Consider the following 18,655-nt stretch of genomic DNA (forward strand, 5'->3'; position numbering starts at 1 on the left):
GAACATTTCCACCGGTGCGTACTCGCGGCTCGACCGGCCCCCGCTGCACCAGGCGACCCTGCGCCGCGCGCTCGTCGTGCCCGGCGGGTTCTGGACCGACCTGCGGATCGTCGAGGAGACCGGCTCGACCAACGCCGACGTGGTCGCGGCCGCCCGCGACGGGGCGCCGGAGGGCCTGGTGATCGCCGCCGAGCGGCAGAGCGCCGGCCGCGGGCGCCTGGACCGGCAGTGGCAGTCGCCGCCGCGGGCCGGGCTCATGCTCAGCGTGCTCCTGCGCCCGGACCTTCCGCCCTCCCGGCTGGGCTGGCTGCCGCTGCTCGCCGGGGTGGCGCTGGCCGAGTCGGTGCGCCGGGTCGCCCGCATCGACGCCTACCTCAAGTGGCCGAACGACCTGCTGCTGCGGGGCGATCGGAAGACCGCCGGCATCCTCGCCGAGGCGGCCGACGGCGCCGTGGTCCTCGGCATCGGCCTCAACGTCACCCTGCGCGAGGACGAGCTGCCCCGCCCCGACGCGACCTCGCTGGCGCTCGGCGGCGCGGCGAACGCCGACCGGGACCCCCTGCTGAAGGCGCTGCTGCGCTCGCTCGCCGACTGGTACACCCGCTTCACCGGGCACGGCGGCGACCCGGCGGCCTCGGGGCTGCGCGAGGAGTACAAGCTGCACTGCGGCACGATCGGGCGGCGCGTGACGGTCGAGCTGCCCGGCGGCGGCACGCTCGAGGGCCTCGCCGCCGACATCGACGGCGACGGCCGGCTGCAGGTGACGGACCGCTTCGGCGCGGTGCACGCGGTGGCGGCCGGCGACGTGGTGCACGCAAGGTTAGCGGGGCATTAGATACGTCCGGGTAGGCAATGCCGCCGGGTGGCAATCAGGGTCTAGCCTCACCTCCGACATTCATGAACGAGGAGGGGTTGGCGTGGGGTTCCCGGAAAGCGTCCTGACCAAGGACGAGCAGGTGGTGCTGAGCCTGCACCCCCACTGGAAGGCGCTGTTCCTGCCGGTGGTCTGGTTCGTGCTGGCCCTGGCGGCGGTCATCGCGCTCGCGATCTTCACCGGCTGGGGCCTGATCCCGATGGCCATCGTGGCCGGCGTGGCCCTCGTGGTGGTGCTGGTGGTCACCGTGTGGCCGTGGATCAAGTGGCGGACCACGCACTATGTCTTCACCAACGAGCGGGTGATCATGCGCAGCGGCGTCTTCTCGCGCACCGGCCGGGACATCCCGCTGGGCCGGGTCAACGACGTGTCGTTCTCGCACTCGCTGTTCGAGCGCATGCTCGGCTGCGGGACCCTGACGATCGAGTCCGCCGGTGAGCGCGGCCAGGTGCAGCTCAACAGCCTGCCGCACGTCGAGAAGACCCAGAGCGTGCTCTACGAGCTGGTCGACGCGGACCGGCAGAAGCACACCTTCGGCGACGACGACCGCGAGGCCCTCGTCAAGGAGATGAAGAACGACTAGTCAGCAACCCGACACACGAGCCACCGGCCCTCGTCAGCGCTTCGCGACGGGGGCCGCCTCGTCGGCGGACTGCCGCGGCGCGGGCGCCGGCACCGACGGGTCGGAGAAGGCCGCTTCGAGCGCCTCCATCTGCCGCTCGTCCGGCACGATCGCGCTCGTGTCGGAGAACGCCACCTCGAGCGCCTCGATCTCGCGCTCCTCGGCCGACGCGGTGAAGACCCAGGTGCGGTACGCCCAGAAGCGGAAGATCATCGCCAGCCCGATGCCCGCCGCGTTGGCGATGTTGAACGCCAGCCGGTCGCCCGAGTTGGACTCGCTGAAGTGCAGGCCGTACTTCGCCACGGCCAGCACCGCCTCCTGGATGAACAGGCCGACGCCGTTGAGGGCGAAGAACAGGATGTACTCACGGCGAACGCTGCTGCGGTCGCGCTGCGAGTAGGTCCACTGGCGGTTGAGCACGTACGACACCGTGGTGGCGACGACGGCCGCGACGATCTTGGCCTTGAGCGGCCCGATGAACAGCAGTGCGTTGACCAGGGCGAAGTCGATGACGGTGTTGATCCCGCCGACCGCGGCGAACTTGAACAGCTCGGTCGCGAGGGACCGGTATCGCTCAGGGATGTACCGGTCACGAAGACTGCTGGCTAGGCGCACCGGCCAACCTTACGGTAAGCGACCAAACGCCGCTCGTCCCAGCGGGTGCAGGGCGACACAGGTCACCCTGCGTCCTCACCCGATGCCACGGAGGGTTGCTTGCGGAACACGATCTGACGGTACGACCAGAACCGGAACGCGGTGCCCAGGACCAGCCCGACCCCGTTCTTGGCGATGTTGTCCGACAGCTGCGAGGTGAACCCGAACACGTAGTGACTGAGGTACAGACAGCCCAGCGCGATGCCCAGTCCGCAAAGGTTGAAGAAGAAATACAGTGCGTATTCGCGGCGCAGGTCGGAGCGGGCCCGGTCCCGCCAGGTCCAGAAGCGGTTGCCGACGAACGCCACGGTCGCCGCGACCGTCATCGAGATCGCTCCGGCCACGAGCGTGTTGAGCGGCGCCCAGAGCAGGTTGAACACCACCGTGTCCACCACGAAGGACACGGCGCCGATGACGCCGAACTTGCCCACCTCGCGGATGAGCCCCTCGAAGCGCGCCAGGAGCCCAGGGCGCGGTTTGGACTGCACGTCGGTCACCCTCGCCAGGGTAAGGCACGGCATCCGTTGCGCAGTCATGCGCGCTGCACGAAAAGTTCGCGCGTAAATCTGCGTCGGGCCGCAAACTTCTTCGGTACTTGTGCAGGTTTTCACAAGCTCTCGCGGTGCTGGGCCCAGTCGATCGGCTTAGGCTGAGTTAAATCGGCTGGAGTTTTTCGACGCGCTTGCTGCATCGCGCGCCGCGCTGACGCGCACCCTCCGGCCTGCAGGTCAATGCCGACCACGAGGAGTCACCGCATGTCTGCCCCGGTAATCGTGCCCGGCCTGGATCAGGCGCCGACCCCACACACCAGGCTGCTCGCCTGGGTCCGCGAGGTCGCCGAGCTCACCCGACCCGAGCGGGTGGTGTGGTGCGACGGCTCCGAGGGGGAGTGGCGCCGCATGACCGACGAGCTGGTCGAGAGCGGGGCGCTGGTCCGCCTGGCCGCCCGCCCGAACTCGTTCTGGGCCCGCACCGACCCATCGGACGTGGCCCGCGTCGAGGAGCGCACGTTCATCTGCTCGGCCGACGAGGCCGACGCCGGGCCCACGAACAACTGGATGGCGCCGGAAGAGATGAAGCGGCGCATGACCGAGCTGTACGACGGGTGCATGCGCGGCCGCACGATGTACGTGATCCCGTTCTGCATGGGCTCCCTCGACGCCGAGCAGCCGATGTTCGGCGTGGAGGTCACGGACTCGCCGTACGTGGTCGCGTCCATGCGCATCATGACCCGGATGGGGACCGCGGTGCTCGAGCGCATGGGCGCCGACGCCGCCTTCGTGCCCTGCCTGCACTCCGTCGGCGCGCCGCTGGAGCACGGCCAGGCTGACGTTGCGTGGCCGTGCAACGACACCAAGTACATCTCCCATTTCCCGGAGACCCGGGAGATCTGGAGCTTCGGATCCGGCTACGGCGGCAACTCGCTGCTGGGCAAGAAATGCTTCTCGCTGCGCATCGCGAGCGCCATCGGGCGCGACGAGGGCTGGCTGGCCGAGCACATGCTCATCCTCAAGCTCACCTCGCCGCAGGGCGTGGTGAAGTACGTCGCGGCGGCGTTCCCGAGCGCGTGCGGCAAGACCAACCTGGCCATGCTCGAGCCGACGATCCCCGGCTGGAAGGTCGAGACGCTCGGCGACGACATCGCCTGGATGCGCTTCGGCGCCGACGGCCGGCTCTACGCCGTCAACCCGGAGTTCGGCCTGTTCGGCGTCGCGCCGGGCACCGACTGGAAGACCAACCCCAACGCGATGCGCACGCTCGCGCGGGGCAACTCGGTCTTCACCAACGTGGCGCTCACCGACGACGGCGACATCTGGTGGGAAGGCATGGGCGAGCCGCCCGCGCACCTCACCGACTGGCGCGGCCGGGACTGGACGCCCGAGTCGGACGAGCCGTCCTCGCACCCGAACTCGCGCTTCTGCACGCCGATCTCCCAGTGCCCGATCCTGGCGCCGGAGTACGACGACCCGCGCGGCGTGCCGATCGACGCCATCCTCTTCGGCGGCCGCCGCAAGACGACGATCCCGCTGGTCACCGAGGCCCGCGACTGGGTGCACGGCGTCTACCTCGGCGCCACGCTGTCCAGCGAGACCACGGCCGCGGCGGTCGGCCAGGTCGGCGTCGTGCGCCGCGACCCGATGGCCATGCTGCCGTTCATCGGCTACCACGGCGGCGACTACTTCGCCCACTGGATCAACATGGGCAAGGGCGCCGACGGAGACGCCTCCAAGCTGCCCAGGATCTTCTACGTCAACTGGTTCCGCCGCGGCGAGGACGGCCGCTTCCTGTGGCCCGGCTTCGGCGAGAACTCGCGCGTGCTCAAGTGGGTCGTGGAGCGCCTTGAAGGCACCGCCGCGGCCGTGGAGACCCCGATCGGCGCGGTGCCGGCGCCCGGCTCGCTCGACGTGTCGGGCCTCGACCTGAGCGAGGAAGACCTGGCCGCGGTACTGCGGGTCGACCCCGCCGAGTGGCGCGAGGAGCTGCCGCAGATCGCGGCCTGGTTCGAGAAGTTCGGCGAGAAGTTGCCGGGTGTTCTTTGGGCGGAGCTGGACGCCCTGCGCGCCCGACTCGCCCTATAACCGCAGGTGAGCGGCCGGTCCCCCGGGTGACCGGCCGCTCCTGCGTTTACAGATTCGGTACTGTCAGGTGCCCGGCTAGCGGTGTTGTTTCGCCCGGTTGGTCGCTAGTCTTTGCTGCCGTGGGTCTGCGTGACGTGGTTTATTCGCTGTACGAGAAGCGTCTCGCCCGGAGGCTGCTCGGCAAGCCGAAGCCGCACCACGTCGGGGTGATCGTCGACGGCAACCGCCGCTGGGCGCGCGAGATGGGTTACGTCGATCCCAACGACGGCCACCGGGTCGGCGCGGAGCGCATCAAGGAGCTCCTGCGCTGGTGCGACGGCGCCGGCGTCGCTCACGTGACGCTGTGGCTGCTCTCCACCGACAACCTCTCCCGCCCCGCGCAGGAGCTCGACCCCCTGCTGCAGATCATCGAGAACCTCGCCGCCGACCTGGCCGCGGACCGCAACCCGTGGGAACTTCGCATCGTCGGCGCGCTGGACCTGCTGCCGAGCGCGAGCGCCCAGGCATTGAAGGCGGCCCAGGAGAAGACGGTCGACCGCACGGGCGGCGCCCAGGTCAGCCTGGCCGTCGGCTACGGCGGCCGCCGCGAGATCGCCGACGCGGTGCGCTCCCTCCTGCACGAGCACGCCAAGGCCGGGACGACGATCGAGGAGCTCGCCGAGATCCTGGACGTCGACCACATCTCGGATCACCTGTACACCCGCGGCCTCCCCGACCCGGACCTGGTGATCCGGACCTCGGGGGAGCAGCGGCTCTCCGGCTTTCTGCTTTGGCAGAGCGCTCACTCGGAGTTCTACTTCTGCGACGTGCACTGGCCGAGCTTCCGGCGCACGGACTTCCTGCGCGCTTTGCGCTCCTACGCGAACCGCCAGCGCCGCTTCGGGGCTTGATTTCCGGCGCCTTCGGCGTGGGGCCCCACGGGGTCGCTGCGGGTCCACCAGCGGCGCTTCGCTGGCTGGCTTAGCGGGTCCTCGGCGCCTGTATAGGGTCCTCTAGCCCGAGGCTGAACGGACCACCACCCTGGCCGGCTCTCGCGCCCGCGTGGCGTTCGTGGCCCCTCGCTGTAGTTGTCGCGCGTTTTGGCGGCTCGCTCGGCTGCGCCGGGTGTTGATCACGAAAAATCCAGCCACTCCGTGGCCGGATTTTTCGGATTTATACCCCGCCGGGCGATAAAGCGCGGTGAAGGGCAATGGCGGGACTCGATCTTGCGGCGCCGAAAAATGTCGTACCCCGCGCGTACGGTCAGCAGCGTAAAGGGAGGTGTCCGGACGCCTCCGCCGTCAAAGGGGGTTGATGGCCATGCTTGATCGGATCGCGCTGATGCGCGGCCTCGGGACGTGCTCTAGCCCGTCGGGCGCACGACCGCCCCGGAAGCGGCGGGGCAGGTCACCGCCGGGCTGAGGGGTGGGGGGCGCGTGCGGCTGGTGGGTGCGCTGTGGGCGAGGGGAGGTGCGCAAGGCGAAGTCGCTCGGCGGTGGGGGAACGGCGTCGTGAGGGCGGCCCGGAGGTGGGGTGCGGTCTGGTGGGTGCGCTGTGGGCGTGAGGGAGGTGCGCAAGGCGAAGTCGCTCGGAGGTGGAGGACGGCGTCTTGAGGGGCTGGGGAGGCGGGGAAGGCGGCCACTGTCAGCTGTTCAGGCGCGATCGGCTGGGAATCGGCCTCGCGATCTAGTGGATTTTGCTGGCACCGGATAGCGTCAATGCTGTGGCGGGGGCTTTCCCCGGCATCCGAGGCCCGGACCGAGCGAACGCATGTGAAGCCACGGGGCCAAGCACCCGACCCCGTGCGGGCGTCGGAGGACGCGAGTGCGGGCGGCGAGGTGCCCGTCCCCGGAGATCCCGTGACCGTTCGCCGTAGTCCCTCAGCAGCCTCCTCTTCCACCGCCTCGGAGCCGGCGCCAGCGCCGGTCAAGGCGGTTCGGCGTACTCGTAAGAAGGCCGAGGAAGCTCCCGTTCCCGTGCGGCGCACCTTTGTGCTCGACACGTCCGTGCTTCTGTCCGATCCGGGGGCGTTCCTTCGGTTCGGGGAGCATGACGTCGTCCTGCCGCTGGTCGTCATCTCTGAGTTGGAGGGTAAGCGGCACCATCCCGAGCTGGGCTATTTCGCGCGGCGCTCGCTGCGCTTCCTCGACGAGCTGCGCGCCAAGCACGGGCGGCTGGACGAGCCGCTGCCCCTCACCGACGCCGGTGGGACGCTCCGCGTCGAGCTGAACCACGCCGACCAGCACGTGCTGCCGGCCGGGTTCCGGGCCGATACCGACGACGCGCGGATCCTCGCCGTGGCGCTCGCGCTGCAGGCCGAGGGCAAGGACGTCCTGCTCGTCACGAAGGATATGCCGCTGCGGGTCAAGGCGGGGTCCGTCGGGCTTGCCGCCGACGAGTACCAGCCGGGGCCGACCGCCGATCACAGCTGGACCGGCATGGTCGAGCTCGGGATCAGCGAGGCCGAGGTCAAGCGGCTGTACGCGGGGGAGGCCGTCGACCTCGACGGCGCCGGGGACCTGCCCGTGCACACGGGGCTGGTGCTCACCTCGCAGAACGGGTCGGCGCTCGGGCGGGTCGGCGTGGACAAGTCGGTGCGGCTCGTGCGCGGGGACCGGGAGGCGTTCGGCGTGCGCGGGCGCTCGGCCGAGCAGCGCGTCGCCCTCGACCTGCTGCTGGACGACTCCGTGGGGATCGTGTCGCTCGGCGGGCGGGCCGGCACCGGCAAGTCGGCGCTGGCGCTGTGCGCGGGGCTCGAGGCGGTCATGGAGCGGCGCAAGCACAAGAAGGTGATCGTGTTCCGGCCGCTGTACGCGGTCGGCGGGCAGGAGCTGGGCTACCTGCCCGGCAACGAGGCCGAGAAGATGTCGCCGTGGGCGCAGGCCGTCTTCGACACGCTCGGGGCGCTCGTCCACGACAACGTGATGGAAGAGGTCGCGGGGCGCGGGATGCTCGAGGTGCTGCCGCTGACCCACATCCGGGGGCGCAGCCTGCACGACGCCTTCGTGATCGTCGACGAGGCGCAGTCGCTCGAACGAGGGGTACTGCTGACCGTCCTGTCGCGGATCGGGAGCAACTCGCGGGTGGTGCTCACCCACGATGTTGCGCAGCGTGACAACCTCCGGGTGGGTCGGCACGACGGTATCGCCGCGGTGATCGAGGCGCTGAAGGGCCATCCCCTCTTCGCACACGTCACCCTCACCCGTTCGGAGCGATCTCCAATCGCCGAGGTCGTGACGGATCTGCTGGAAGACCTGCCATTCGAGCGGTGACGGCGGTCCGAGTTGAGGAAATGTATCCGAATTGCGCCGTGATTAGAATCACAAGGTCTACCGTTTGGGTTCTCACCATTGAATGCACTAGGCGATGGTGGGACTCGAGCGCGTGACGCCAGGTAAGTCGGCATCAGGCGCTCACGGTGCGTAAGGGTCCGGGCGGGAGTGTAATCCCGGCCGGACCCGGGCACCGTGTCCCTGTCCCCGACGAATGGATGACCACGTGATCCGGCTGTGGCACCGGGTCGGCACTCTGCGAGCCGTGTTCGCCCTCGTGATCCTCGCGGGGCTGGTCGGCGGGCTCGTGATCGCCAACCGAATGACCCAGCACGATGCGTCCGCGGGCTCTCCAAAGGCCGTCGGCGTTTTCTCCTCCTCTTCCGCGACCCCGTCGGTGTCGCGGTCGCCCTTCACCCTCGACGAGGCCGACGCCATGGCCAAGGCCAAGGACGCCGCATCGGACGCCTCGGCCGCGGCCAAGGCCGCCGACGACGAGGCGCGGCGGCAGGCCGAGGAGGCGAGCCGGGCCAACCAGCGCACCAGCACGTCGGCGCCGCCGCCCACGAACGGCGCGCCGAAGTACCCGGTGCCGAGCTCGTGCAACGTCTACTCAGGCAACAAGAAGATCGGCTGCGCGGTGCTCGTCGGCTACGGCTTCGGCCTCGACCAGATGCCCTGCCTGGAGAAGCTCTGGGACCGCGAGAGCCACTGGACGACCACCGCGTCGAACAAGAGCAGCGGCGCGTACGGGATCCCGCAGGCCCTGCCCGGCAGCAAGATGGCCTCGGTCGCCGCCGACTGGAAGACCAACCCGGAGACGCAGATCCGCTGGGGCCTGAACTACATCAAGGGCAAGTACAAGACGCCCTGCGGCGCCTGGCAGCACAGCCAGAACACCGGTTGGTACTAAGCCGAACGTGAGCGCGCCGCCGTCGCCGTCTGGCGGCGGTGGCGCGACTCTGTTACCACATTGGCGTGGCCTCAGATATTGACCGGCAGTCCGACCCGACCCGCTTCGGCACCGAGGCTTTCTACGCCTCGATCGGCCGGGCGTTCGTGGCCATGTGCGCGTTCGTCCCGGTCCTGTTCCTCATCGAGTTCCTGGACAAGCTGTCGGGTCACCGCCTCGCCCGCGACGGCGGCATCGAGCCGCACCGCATCGAGGGCCTGGACGGCATCGTGTTCGCGCCGTTCCTGCACGCGAGCTTCGAGCACGTGCTGGCCAACAGCATCCCGCTGATCCTGCTCGGCACGTTCGTGCTGGCCGACGGCGGCGCCCGCTTCTGGCTCACCACCATCTTCATCGCGGTGGTGTCCGGCATCGGCGTGTGGTTCCTCGGCGACGGGCTCACGGTCGGCGCCAGCGGGGTCATCTTCGGGTACCTCGGCGTCATCCTCATGCGCGGCGTGATGGGCCGCAGCCTGTGGCACATCGCCGTCGGCCTGCTGATCGGGCTCCTCTACGGCTGGCAGATCGTCGGGGTGCTGCCCAACGACCCCGAGGTCTCCTGGCAGGGCCACCTGTTCGGGTTCTGCGGCGGCCTGCTCGCGGCCATCCTGTTCCGCCGGCGCCGCCCGCGCCCGGCCGCCCCGGTTGCGGAGCCGGACCTGACGTAGCGGCGCGCGCAAGACGACCGGCGCCGCCCGCGCCCGGCCGCCCCGGTTGCGGAGCCGGACCTGACGTAGCGGCGTGCGCAAGACGACCGGTGCCGCCGGGGCCCGGCCGCCCCGGTTGCGGAGCCGGACCTGACGTAGCGGCGCGCGCAAGACGACCGGCGCCGCCCGCGCCCGGCCCCCGCGGTCGCGGAGCCGGACCTGACGTTGCGGCGGCGCGGCGCGCGGAAGACGACCGGTGCCGCCGGGGCCCGGCCGCCACGGCCGCGGAGCCAGAGCTGACGTTGCGGCGCGCGCAAGACGACCGCCGTTGGCCGCGCCCCGGGCGCGCCTCTGGCCCCGGAGCCGGACCTGACGTAGCGTTCGGCCCATGCGGGAAGTCGACCTGGCCATTGTCGGCGCGGGACCGGCCGGGCTGTTCGCCGCCTACTATGCGGGGTTCCGCGGGCTGTCGACCGCCGTCATCGACGCGCTGCCCGAGCCGGGCGGCCAGGTCACGGCGATGTATCCGGAAAAGATGATCTTCGACGTGGCGGGCTTTCCGGGCATCCGCGGCCGCGACCTCGTCGCCAACCTCGTCGAGCAGGCCGCGCAGTTCAACCCTGAGTACCTGCTCGGCGTGCGGGCCGAGAAGCTGTCCTATGTAGACGAGCGCCCGGTGCTCGGCCTGTCCGACGGGCAGTCGCTCAAGTGCGGGGCCGTGCTGATCACCGGCGGGCTCGGCAGCTTCACCGCCCGCCCGCTGCCGGCCGCCGAGAGCTTCGGGGGCTCTGGGCTGGTGTTCTTCGTACCGCACCTGGCCGACCTGGCGGGGCACGACGTCGTCATCGTCGGCGGCGGCGACTCCGCCTTCGACTGGGCGCTGGCCCTGCAGCCGATCGCGAAGTCCGTGACCCTGGTGCACCGGCGCGACAAGTTCCGCGCGCACGCCCACACCGTGTCGCGCGTCCAGGCGCTGCCGATCGAGATCGTCGTCAACGCCGAGGTCACCCGGCTGCACGGCGACGGCCACGTGTCGGCGGTCGAGGTGGCCGTCCGCGGGGCCGAGCCGCGCACCCTGCCGGCCGACACGGTGGTCGCCGCGCTCGGGTTCACCGCCGACCTGGGGCCGCTCGCCGACTGGGGTCTCGAGCTCGACAAGCGCCACATCCGGGTCGACTCGACGACCGCCACCAACCTGCCGAGGGTCTTCGCGGCCGGGGACATCAGCGAGTACAGCGGAAAGGTCCGCCTCATCGCGGTCGGTTTCGGGGAGGCGGCCACCGCCGTCAACAACGCCGCCGTGATCATCGATCCGGCCGCGCACCTGTTCCCCGGCCATTCGTCGGACAACGGTTAACCGGCAACTTCTTAACCACCGATGCGCAGCGCCGATGTGACAAGGCGTGGTGGGCGTCCGTCTGCAGGTCCTCGGCGTGGTGCTCCTGGGCCTGCTGGTCTCCGGCGGCGCGGGGCTGCTGATGCACCGCGTCGAGCGCGACGGCGTCGCCCAGGCCCTCGACCGGCGCACCGCCGCCGCGCAGGACGCGGTCGCGTCCGCCGCCCAGCGCTACGTCGACGCGCTGCAGCTGGCCGCCGGGGCCCTGGAGGCGCTGCCGAACCTCGACGCGAACGCGTTCACGACCGTCACCCAGCCGCTGGGCGAGCTGTGGCTGCCGGGCGCGACCTCGGTCGACTACGTCGTGCCGGTCGCCGACGCCGACGTCGGCCCGGCCCAGGCGGCCTGGCGCGGCCGGGGCGTCGCCGGGCTGGCGCTGGCCGCCACGCCGGGCATCGCCGACCACCTGTTCGTCGTCGTCGGGCGCGACCTCGCCGGGTCGCCGGCCCCCGGCCCGGGGCCCGGGCGCGACCTGGCCGCCGTGCCGCAGGCGGAGTCCGCGGTGGTGCGCGCCGGGAAGACCGGGCTGCCGGCGGCGTCCGAGCCGTACGTCCAGCTGCGCGACGCCGACGGCCCCGCCGACGCGCAGCCGCAGACCGTGGCGCTCGTGCAGCGGGTGGTCGAGCCGGGCACGGGGGCGCTGCGCGGGTACCTCCAGCTGACCGTCCGCGTCCCGGACTTCTTCGCCGACACCATGCTGCAGCCGGCCCGGGAGCTGCTCGACATCAGCCTCGTCGCCGACGCCGGGTCCGAGCGGCGCACGATCGCCGCCATCCACCGCCGCGACGCGACCGGCCCGGCCCTGCGCCGCAGCGTCGAGGTGCAGGTCGCCGACCGGCAGTGGCGGCTGTGGGTGGCCACCGACGGCCGCGCGCTGGCCGGCGCCGCCGGCTACCTCGCCGAAAGCATGTTCTCCGGCGGGGCGGCGCTCACGCTGGTGACGGCGCTGCTGGTGTACACCCTGGCGACCTCCCGCCGCCGCGCCGAGGACCGCGTCGAGGCGGCCACCGCCGAGGTGCGCGCCGCCGGCGCCCACGCCCACCACCAGGCGGCGCTGCTGACCGCCGTCATGGACACCATCGCCGACGGCGTCGCGGTCATCGACGGGGAGGGCCGGGCGGCCTGGCTCAACCCGACCGCCCGGGCGATCCTCGGCCCGGAGGCGGCCGAGCGCCCGACGTCGGAGTGGGCCGAGCTGCTCGACATGCGCGAGGCCGACGGCGTCACCCCGTACCGGACGCGCTTCGGCGGGGAGGCCGGCACCGAGACCTACCTCGATTGCCTCATGGGCGGGCGGCGGGTGGAGGTACGGCTGCGGACGCTCATGCAGGAGGGTGAGCCGCCGGGCGCGGTGGCCGTGCTGCGCGACATCACCGACCGGCACGCCGCCGAGGAGCAGCTGCGCGCGTCGGAGGAGCTGCTGCAGCTGCTCCTCGACGGCGCGCGGGACTACGCCATCTACATGCTCGACCCCGACGGGCGGATCGTGAGCTGGTCGGTGAACGCCGAGCGGCTCAAGGGGTACCGCAGCGAAGAGATCATCGGCGACTCCTACGAGCGCTTCTTCACGGCCGAGGACCGCGCGGCGGGCCGGCCGCAGCGGATCCTGGCGGAGGCGGCCGAGCGGGGGCGGGTCGAGATCGACAGGCCCCAGGTGCGCAGGGACGGCACCCGGTTCTGGGCCCATGGGCTGCTCACCGCCGTGCACCACCGGGACGGCTCGGTGCGCGGGTTCGTCAAGGTCAGCCAGGACGTGACCGCCCGCAAGCAGGCCGAGCAGGTCATCGAGCGGCTCAACGCGGACCTGGAGCGGCGCGTCGCCGAGCGCACCGCCGACCTGCGCGAGGCCAACGACGAGCTGGAGTCGTTCTCGTACAGCGTGTCGCACGACCTGCGGGCCCCGCTGCGGGCCGTCGACGGCTTCGCCAAGATGCTCGCCCTCGACTACGACGCCGCGCTGGACGAACCGGGCCGCCGCTACGTCGCGCGGATCCGCGCCGGCGCGCAGCACATGGGCGAGCTCATCGACGGGCTGCTCGCCTTCTCCCGGCTGCAGCGTCAGGAGATGGCCAGCCGCCGGGTCCGGCTCGACGAGCTCGTCGCCGAGGTGTGGCAGGAGCTCGCCATCGAGCGCGGCGACCGCGCGGTCGAGCTCGTCGTCGGCGAGCTGCCCGACGCGCTCGGCGACCCGCGGCTCGTGCGGCACGTCATCGCCAACCTGCTGGGCAACGCGGTGAAGTACACCCGGGACGCCGAGCCGGGCCGCATCGAGGTCGGGCACAAGGTCACCGCCGGCGGCGAGGCCACCTACTTCGTCCGGGACAACGGGACCGGCTTCGACATGCGGTACGCCGACAAGCTCTTCAAGGTCTTCCAGCGGCTGCATCGGGCCGAGGACTACGAGGGCACCGGCATCGGGCTCGCGCTCGCCCACCGCATCGTGCACCGTCACGGCGGGCAGATCTGGGCCGACGCGGCGCCGGGCGCGGGCGCCACCTTCTATTTCACTCTCCCGGAGTTCACGCGCCCTGCGGTCGCACCCGCGCTGGAGGTGGTGCGGTGAACCGGGTGCTGCTCGTCGAGGACAACCCCGACGATCTGGAGCTCGCACGGCTGGCGTTCGCGCGCGGCCACGTCGCCAGCGCCGTCGACGTCGCCCGGGACGGCGCGGAGGCCCTCGACTACCTGTTCGCGCACCGGGCCGATCCGCCTCAGGTGGTACTGCTGGACATCAAGCTGCCGCTGGTCGACGGCATCGACGTGCTGCGCCGGGTGAAGGCCGACCCGGGCACGCGGCACATCCCGGTCGTCATGCTCACCTCGTCGGCCCAGGACCGCGACCTGCACGCCTGCTACGAGCTGGGCGCCAACAGCTACATCGTCAAACCCGTCGACATGGAGCAGTTCATGGCCGCCGTGAACAACATCGGCGTGTACTGGCTGGGCCTCAACCTCACCGACACGCGCCCATGAAGATCCTGCTGATCGAGGACAACGCCGACGACGCCGAGCTGCTCGTCCTGGAGCTGCGCCGCGCCGGGTTCCAGCCCGCCTGCCGCCGGGTCGAGGCGCGCGAGGAGTTCCGGGCGGCGCTGCGCGACGGCGGGGGGCCGCCCGACATCATCCTCGCCGACTACTCGCTGCCGCGGTTCAATGCGCTCGAGGCGCTCGAGATGCTGCGGGCGGACGGGTACGAGATCCCGGTCATCGTGGTCAGCGGGGCGCTCAGCGAGGAGTCGTGCGTCGACGCGCTGCGCCACGGCGCCGTCGACTACCTGCTCAAGGACCGGCTGAGCCGGCTCGGGTCCGCCGTACAGCACGCGCTGTCCCAGCGGCGCCTGCTCGCCGACCGCCGCCGGGCCGAGCTGACCTTCCGGGCGGCGTTCGACCACGCGCCGGTCGGCATGGCCGTCACCGACCTCGCCGGCCGGGTCCTGCAGGTCAACCAGGAGCTGTCCCGGATGACCGGGCTCGAGCCGGACGACTTCCTGCCCGCCATGATCTGCGAGGACGACCGGCCGCTGGTCGCGGAGCGGCTCAAGCGGCTCGTCGCCGGCGAGGCCGACAAGGTCACCAAGGAGCTGCGGCTGTGCCGGGCCGACGGGTCGCTGGTGTGGGGGCAGTACTCGGCGTCGCTCATCGGCGGGGAGGCCGGCAGCGTCGTGCACCAGATCGCCGACGTCACCGACCGCCGCCGCGCGGAGGAGGCGCTGCAGCGGCAGGCCGAGAAGCTGGCCCGGACCAACAGCGACCTGCAGGAGCTCGACCGGCTCAAGAGCGAGTTCGTGGCGACGGTCTCGCACGAGCTGCGCACGCCGCTGACGAGCATCCGGGGGTACACCGAGATCCTGGCCGACAGCGACGCCACCGCGCTCGGCCCGACCGAGCGCAAGATCGTCGGCATCATCGACCGCAACGGCCGGAGGCTGCTGGACCTCATCGAGGACCTGCTCACGTTCTCCCGCATCGAGTCGGGCACGCTCACCCTCACCCTCGGCCCCGTGCGGATCCGCGGGCTCGTCGACGCCGCGTGCGAGGCGATCCGCCCCGCGATGGAGGCGGCCGGGCTGCAGCTGACGCTGGACGTCGACGAGCACATCCCGGTCGTGCAGGGCGACGCCGAGCAGCTCGAGCGGGTCGTGCTCAACCTGCTCGACAACGCCGTCAAGTTCTCCGAACCGGCGGGCACGGTCACCGTCACCGGCCGCGAGCGCGACGGCGAGGTCGTGCTGTGGGTGCGCGACACCGGCGTCGGGATCCCCGACAACGAGCAGGGGATGATCTTCAACCGCTTCTTCCGTACGGCGGACGCGCAGAAACGAGCGATCAAGGGCAGCGGCCTCGGCCTGGCGATCTCGAAGGCGATCGTCGAGGCGCACGGCGGGTGGATCGCCCTCGAGTCGATCGAGGGCAGCGGCACCACCGTCGGCTTCGGCCTGCCTACGCCTTAGAGGCCCCGTCAAGAAGACCTGCGGCGGCGCGCCCGGAGCGTAACGGCTCAGAGATTACGCAGAACGCGACACCGCGACACCGCGGCACCTCGTCGGCTCTCGGCGGGGCACTGCGTGCAACGCACGCAGGCGCGGTCTACACAGGCACGGCGCACGCAGGTGCGGTGCACAGGAAGGCCGAAGCTTCGCAACCTCGTCGGCTCTCGGCGGGGCACTGCGCGCAACGCACGCAGGCGCGGTCTACACAGGCACGGCGCACGCAGGTGGGTGCACAGGAAGGCCGAAGCTTCGCAACCTCGTCGGCTCTCGGCGGGGCACTGCGCGCAACGCACGCAGGCGCGGCCTGCACAGGCACGGCGCACGCAGGTGCGGTGCACAGGAAGGCCGAAGCTTCGCATATCGAACCGAAAGCCGCATCGCGAGCAATCGCAACCCGACAAGTCGCCTGTCAGGGTATAAATCCGAAATGTCGGGCCGACGGAGGAGGCCCGACATTTCGGCCCGCCGTCAGGCGGCGAGCAGCGCGGTGCCGGGGCGCTTTGCGAAGGGCGCCCCGGGGGCGCCGTGGGTCAGGAGAAGTCGACCAGGGAGTACGCGCGCAGCTTTTCGAGGCGGTGGAACGAGTCGATCCAGCGGATCGTGCCCGAGCGGGACCGCATCACGATCGACTGCGTGTATGCGCCGCCCGAGCGGTAGCGGACGCCCTTCAGCAGGTCGCCGCTCGTCACCCCGGTCGCGCAGAAGAACATGTTGTCGCCGCTCACCAGGTCGTCGGTGTGCAGCACGCGCGACAGGTCGTGGCCGGCGGCCAGGGCCTTCTCGCGCTCGGCGTCGTCGCGCGGCCACAGCTTCGCCTGGATCGCGCCGCCCATGCACTTCAGGGCCACGGCGGCGACGATGCCCTCCGGGGTGCCGCCGATGCCCATCAGGACGTCGGTCTCGCTGACCTCGCGGGCCGCGCTGATCGCGCCGGCGATGTCGCCGTCGGAGATGAAGCGGATGCGGGCGCCGGTCTGGCGTACCTGGTGGACGAGCTCCTGATGGCGCGGGCGGTCCAGGATGCAGACGGTGAGCTCCGAGACGCTCGAGCGCTTCACCTTCGCGATCCGGCGCAGGTTCTCCTCGACGCCGGCCTCGATGTCGACCACGTCGGCGCAGTCGGCGCCGACGGCGAGCTTCTCCATGTAGAAGACCGCCGAGGGGTCGAACATCGCGCCGCGCTCGGCGACGGCGAGGACGGCGAGCGCGTTGGGCATGCCCTTGCTCATCAGGGTCGTGCCGTCGACCGGGTCGACGGCCACGTCGACCTCCGGGCCGGTGCCGTCGCCGACGCTCTCGCCGTTGTACAGCATCGGCGCGTTGTCCTTTTCACCCTCGCCGATCACCACCGTGCCGCGCATGGGCAGCGAGTTGATCAGCAGGCGCATCGCGTCGACGGCCGCGCCGTCGCCGCCGTTCTTGTCGCCCCGGCCGACCCAGCGGCCGGCCGCCATCGCCGCCGCCTCGGTGACCCGGACGAGGTCAAGGGCCAGGTTCCGGTCCATCTCACGACTCATTCGTGCACTCCTCGCGCGTCGTTGCGTGGGTGTGGTGCGTATCAAGTAATCCTGACAGGGACCCGGCCTGACCCGCCTGTCAAGATGGACGGGTGGTGACTCCGACACAGGCGACCCGAGAGCCCAAGGCGCGCCGGCCGCGCGACATGGCGCTGTCGATGTTGGTGCTCATCGTCCCGGTGTTCCTGCTCGTCGGGTTCTACCGCTTCCTGGGCCACGAGACGCCGCCGCAGGTGGACCCCAGCGAGGCGTACGGGTCGGCCCAGCGGGCCGGGCAGTTCCAGCCGCTGCAGATCGAAAACCTGCCCAGCGGCTGGCGTATCGAGTCTGCCACCTTCACCGACGGCGTGCTGCGCCTCGGGGTAACCGCGCCGGACAACGGCGCGATGCAGGTCGTCGAGAGCGCCAAGCCCCGCGCCGAGCTGCTGTCGACCGTGGTCAGCCAGAGCGCCCAGGCCGGCGAGAACGTGATGATCGGCGGCACCACCTGGCTCCGGGTGACCGGCACCCGCCCGGGCGAGCGCGCCATTGTGCAGACGACCGACCCGCGCACCGTGATCATCGTCGGGCAGGGCAAGGACGAGCAGCTGCAGCGCCTGGCGGAGAGCCTCACGGCTTAGGCCCTTGGCACCGCGGGGGTGGCAGGGAGACGCTTCAGCGTCGACCGGTGTCTCGTAGGAAGAACGGTCGTCAGTTGCACGGGCCCGAGCCAGGGAAAACGGCGTTCTAGGCTTCCCGCAGCGTGGCGCGGATCGACTCGTCCAGCGGCGTCGCGACCAGGCCGAACTCGGTCGTCACGCGCGAGGAGTCCATGACGAACGGGCGGTCGTGCTGGTAGCGGATCTCCACGAACTCCCGCGCGAGCTTGTCGAACAGGCCGGCCATGCGCACGGCGGCCTTCGGGTAGCTGCGCAGCGCCGGGGCGGGCAGGCCGGCCAGCTCGGCGACGCGCGTGAGGAGCCGGCGCGCGGTCATCGGCGGCACCGACGGGGTGTGCCACGCGTGGCCCCACGCGCGCTCCTCGAGGGCGAGGGCGACCAGGGTGCGGGCGGCGTCCGCGGTGTACGTGTACGTGTGCGGCACGTCGAGCGGGGCCGGCAGCCACGCCGTCCTGTTCTGGCGCATGGCCGGCAGCGCCTGCTCGATCAGGGAGTTCAGCGGGCCGATCCAGTCCGACGACCGTACCTCGATCGTGCGCACGCCCGAGGCCAGCGCGTCCTGCCACATCTTGGCCCGCACGCGGCCCTTCACCGTGGTCGCGGCCAGCGGCAGGTCCTCCGTCATCGGGCGGTCGACGGGGCCGTAGCCGTACAGGTTGCCCGTGACGGCCAGCACGGCATCGTTGGCCTCGGCCGCGCGTAGCAGCGCGTTCGCGATCGGGGGCCAGGCGGTGGGCCACTCGTGATAGGCGGGGTTGGCGCAGTTGTAGATCACCCGGGCGCCCTTGGCGATCCTCGCCAGCGCGGCCGCGTCGCCGGCGTCGGCCTGGACGCGGGAGATCAGCTTGTGCTCCGGGCCGCGGCCGCTGCGCGTGACCACGCGCACCTCCTCGCCGGCCTCCGCGAGCTGGAGCGCGACGGCGGTGCCGACCGAACCCGAACCGACGACGACCTGCATGACATCCTCCCCTTGGGTTTTGTGAGCGGTGCTCTCGATTTAGAGCATGGAGCATC

Annotated in this window: 16 protein-coding genes; 12 read left to right on the plus strand and 4 right to left on the minus strand. The window is 71.3% G+C overall.

Features of this window, described 5'->3' with window-relative positions:
- Positions 1-4 precede the first annotated feature (4 nt).
- Both ACQEVU_RS55655 and ACQEVU_RS55660 read left to right on the plus strand, forming a co-directional pair.
- Positions 5-835 carry a biotin--[acetyl-CoA-carboxylase] ligase gene (locus ACQEVU_RS55655; protein WP_433339776.1) on the plus strand — a complete coding sequence of 277 codons (831 nt, stop codon included), beginning with the start codon at positions 5-7 and terminating at the stop codon, positions 833-835.
- Between the two features lie 82 nt (positions 836-917).
- The gene (locus ACQEVU_RS55660) at positions 918-1,457 is read left to right on the plus strand and encodes a PH domain-containing protein (RefSeq protein WP_433339327.1); all 540 of its coding nucleotides are present in this window, start codon (positions 918-920) and stop codon (positions 1,455-1,457) included.
- Positions 1,458-1,490: 33 nt separating this feature from the next.
- Here ACQEVU_RS55660 and ACQEVU_RS55665 read toward each other — a convergent pair whose 3' ends face one another.
- Positions 1,491-2,111: a GtrA family protein gene (locus ACQEVU_RS55665; protein WP_433339328.1), complete on the minus strand. Its 621-nt coding sequence runs from the start codon at positions 2,109-2,111 to the stop codon at positions 1,491-1,493.
- 62 nt (positions 2,112-2,173) lie between these two features.
- Entirely contained in the window at positions 2,174-2,647 is a 474-nt protein-coding gene (locus tag ACQEVU_RS55670; protein WP_433339329.1) for a GtrA family protein, read from the minus strand.
- A 258-nt stretch (positions 2,648-2,905) separates the two neighbouring features.
- On the opposite strand from ACQEVU_RS55670, the gene ACQEVU_RS55675 reads away from it, so the two are divergent.
- The 9 genes from ACQEVU_RS55675 (at position 2,906) to ACQEVU_RS55715 (ending at position 15,426) form a co-directional block, all read left to right on the plus strand.
- Positions 2,906-4,729: a phosphoenolpyruvate carboxykinase (GTP) gene (locus ACQEVU_RS55675; protein ID WP_433339330.1), complete on the plus strand. Its 1,824-nt coding sequence runs from the start codon at positions 2,906-2,908 to the stop codon at positions 4,727-4,729.
- 119 nt (positions 4,730-4,848) lie between these two features.
- The gene (locus tag ACQEVU_RS55680; RefSeq protein ID WP_433339331.1) at positions 4,849-5,619 is read left to right on the plus strand and encodes an isoprenyl transferase; all 771 of its coding nucleotides are present in this window, start codon (positions 4,849-4,851) and stop codon (positions 5,617-5,619) included.
- A gap of 948 nt (positions 5,620-6,567) precedes the next feature.
- The gene (locus tag ACQEVU_RS55685; RefSeq protein ID WP_433339332.1) at positions 6,568-7,980 is read left to right on the plus strand and encodes a PhoH family protein; all 1,413 of its coding nucleotides are present in this window, start codon (positions 6,568-6,570) and stop codon (positions 7,978-7,980) included.
- Between the two features lie 226 nt (positions 7,981-8,206).
- Positions 8,207-8,893 (plus strand): lytic transglycosylase domain-containing protein, encoded by a 687-nt coding sequence (locus tag ACQEVU_RS55690; protein ID WP_433339333.1) that lies wholly within the window; start codon positions 8,207-8,209, stop codon positions 8,891-8,893.
- A gap of 65 nt (positions 8,894-8,958) precedes the next feature.
- The gene (locus tag ACQEVU_RS55695; protein WP_433339334.1) at positions 8,959-9,600 is read left to right on the plus strand and encodes a rhomboid family intramembrane serine protease; all 642 of its coding nucleotides are present in this window, start codon (positions 8,959-8,961) and stop codon (positions 9,598-9,600) included.
- A gap of 367 nt (positions 9,601-9,967) precedes the next feature.
- Complete coding sequence (locus ACQEVU_RS55700; RefSeq protein WP_433339335.1) at positions 9,968-10,936, plus strand: NAD(P)/FAD-dependent oxidoreductase; 969 nt, start codon at positions 9,968-9,970, stop codon at positions 10,934-10,936.
- Between the two features lie 46 nt (positions 10,937-10,982).
- Complete coding sequence (locus ACQEVU_RS55705; RefSeq protein WP_433339336.1) at positions 10,983-13,538, plus strand: PAS domain S-box protein; 2,556 nt, start codon at positions 10,983-10,985, stop codon at positions 13,536-13,538.
- Positions 13,535-13,948, plus strand: a complete 414-nt coding sequence (locus ACQEVU_RS55710) for a response regulator (RefSeq protein ID WP_433339337.1) — start codon at positions 13,535-13,537, stop codon at positions 13,946-13,948. Before ACQEVU_RS55705 ends, ACQEVU_RS55710 begins: the two co-directional genes overlap by 4 nt.
- Positions 13,945-15,426, plus strand: a complete 1,482-nt coding sequence (locus ACQEVU_RS55715) for an ATP-binding protein (RefSeq protein WP_433339338.1) — start codon at positions 13,945-13,947, stop codon at positions 15,424-15,426. Before ACQEVU_RS55710 ends, ACQEVU_RS55715 begins: the two co-directional genes overlap by 4 nt.
- 569 nt (positions 15,427-15,995) lie before the next feature.
- On the opposite strand, the gene glpX is transcribed toward ACQEVU_RS55715, so the two are convergent.
- Positions 15,996-16,982, minus strand: coding sequence for a class II fructose-bisphosphatase (gene glpX / locus ACQEVU_RS55720; protein WP_433339339.1), 987 nt, complete (start codon positions 16,980-16,982; stop codon positions 15,996-15,998).
- A 92-nt stretch (positions 16,983-17,074) separates the two neighbouring features.
- Between glpX and ACQEVU_RS55725 the strand changes: the two genes are divergently transcribed.
- A complete protein-coding gene (locus ACQEVU_RS55725; protein WP_433339340.1) occupies positions 17,075-17,602 on the plus strand; it encodes a DUF4245 domain-containing protein in 528 nt (175 codons plus the stop codon).
- Between the two features lie 106 nt (positions 17,603-17,708).
- Here ACQEVU_RS55725 and ACQEVU_RS55730 read toward each other — a convergent pair whose 3' ends face one another.
- Positions 17,709-18,599 carry an NAD-dependent epimerase/dehydratase family protein gene (locus ACQEVU_RS55730; protein ID WP_433339341.1) on the minus strand — a complete coding sequence of 297 codons (891 nt, stop codon included), beginning with the start codon at positions 18,597-18,599 and terminating at the stop codon, positions 17,709-17,711.
- Between the last annotated feature and the right edge of the window lie 56 nt (positions 18,600-18,655).

It is taken from the genome of Dactylosporangium sp. CA-139066 (assembly GCF_050936175.1).
Lineage (GTDB): Bacteria > Actinomycetota > Actinomycetes > Mycobacteriales > Micromonosporaceae > Dactylosporangium.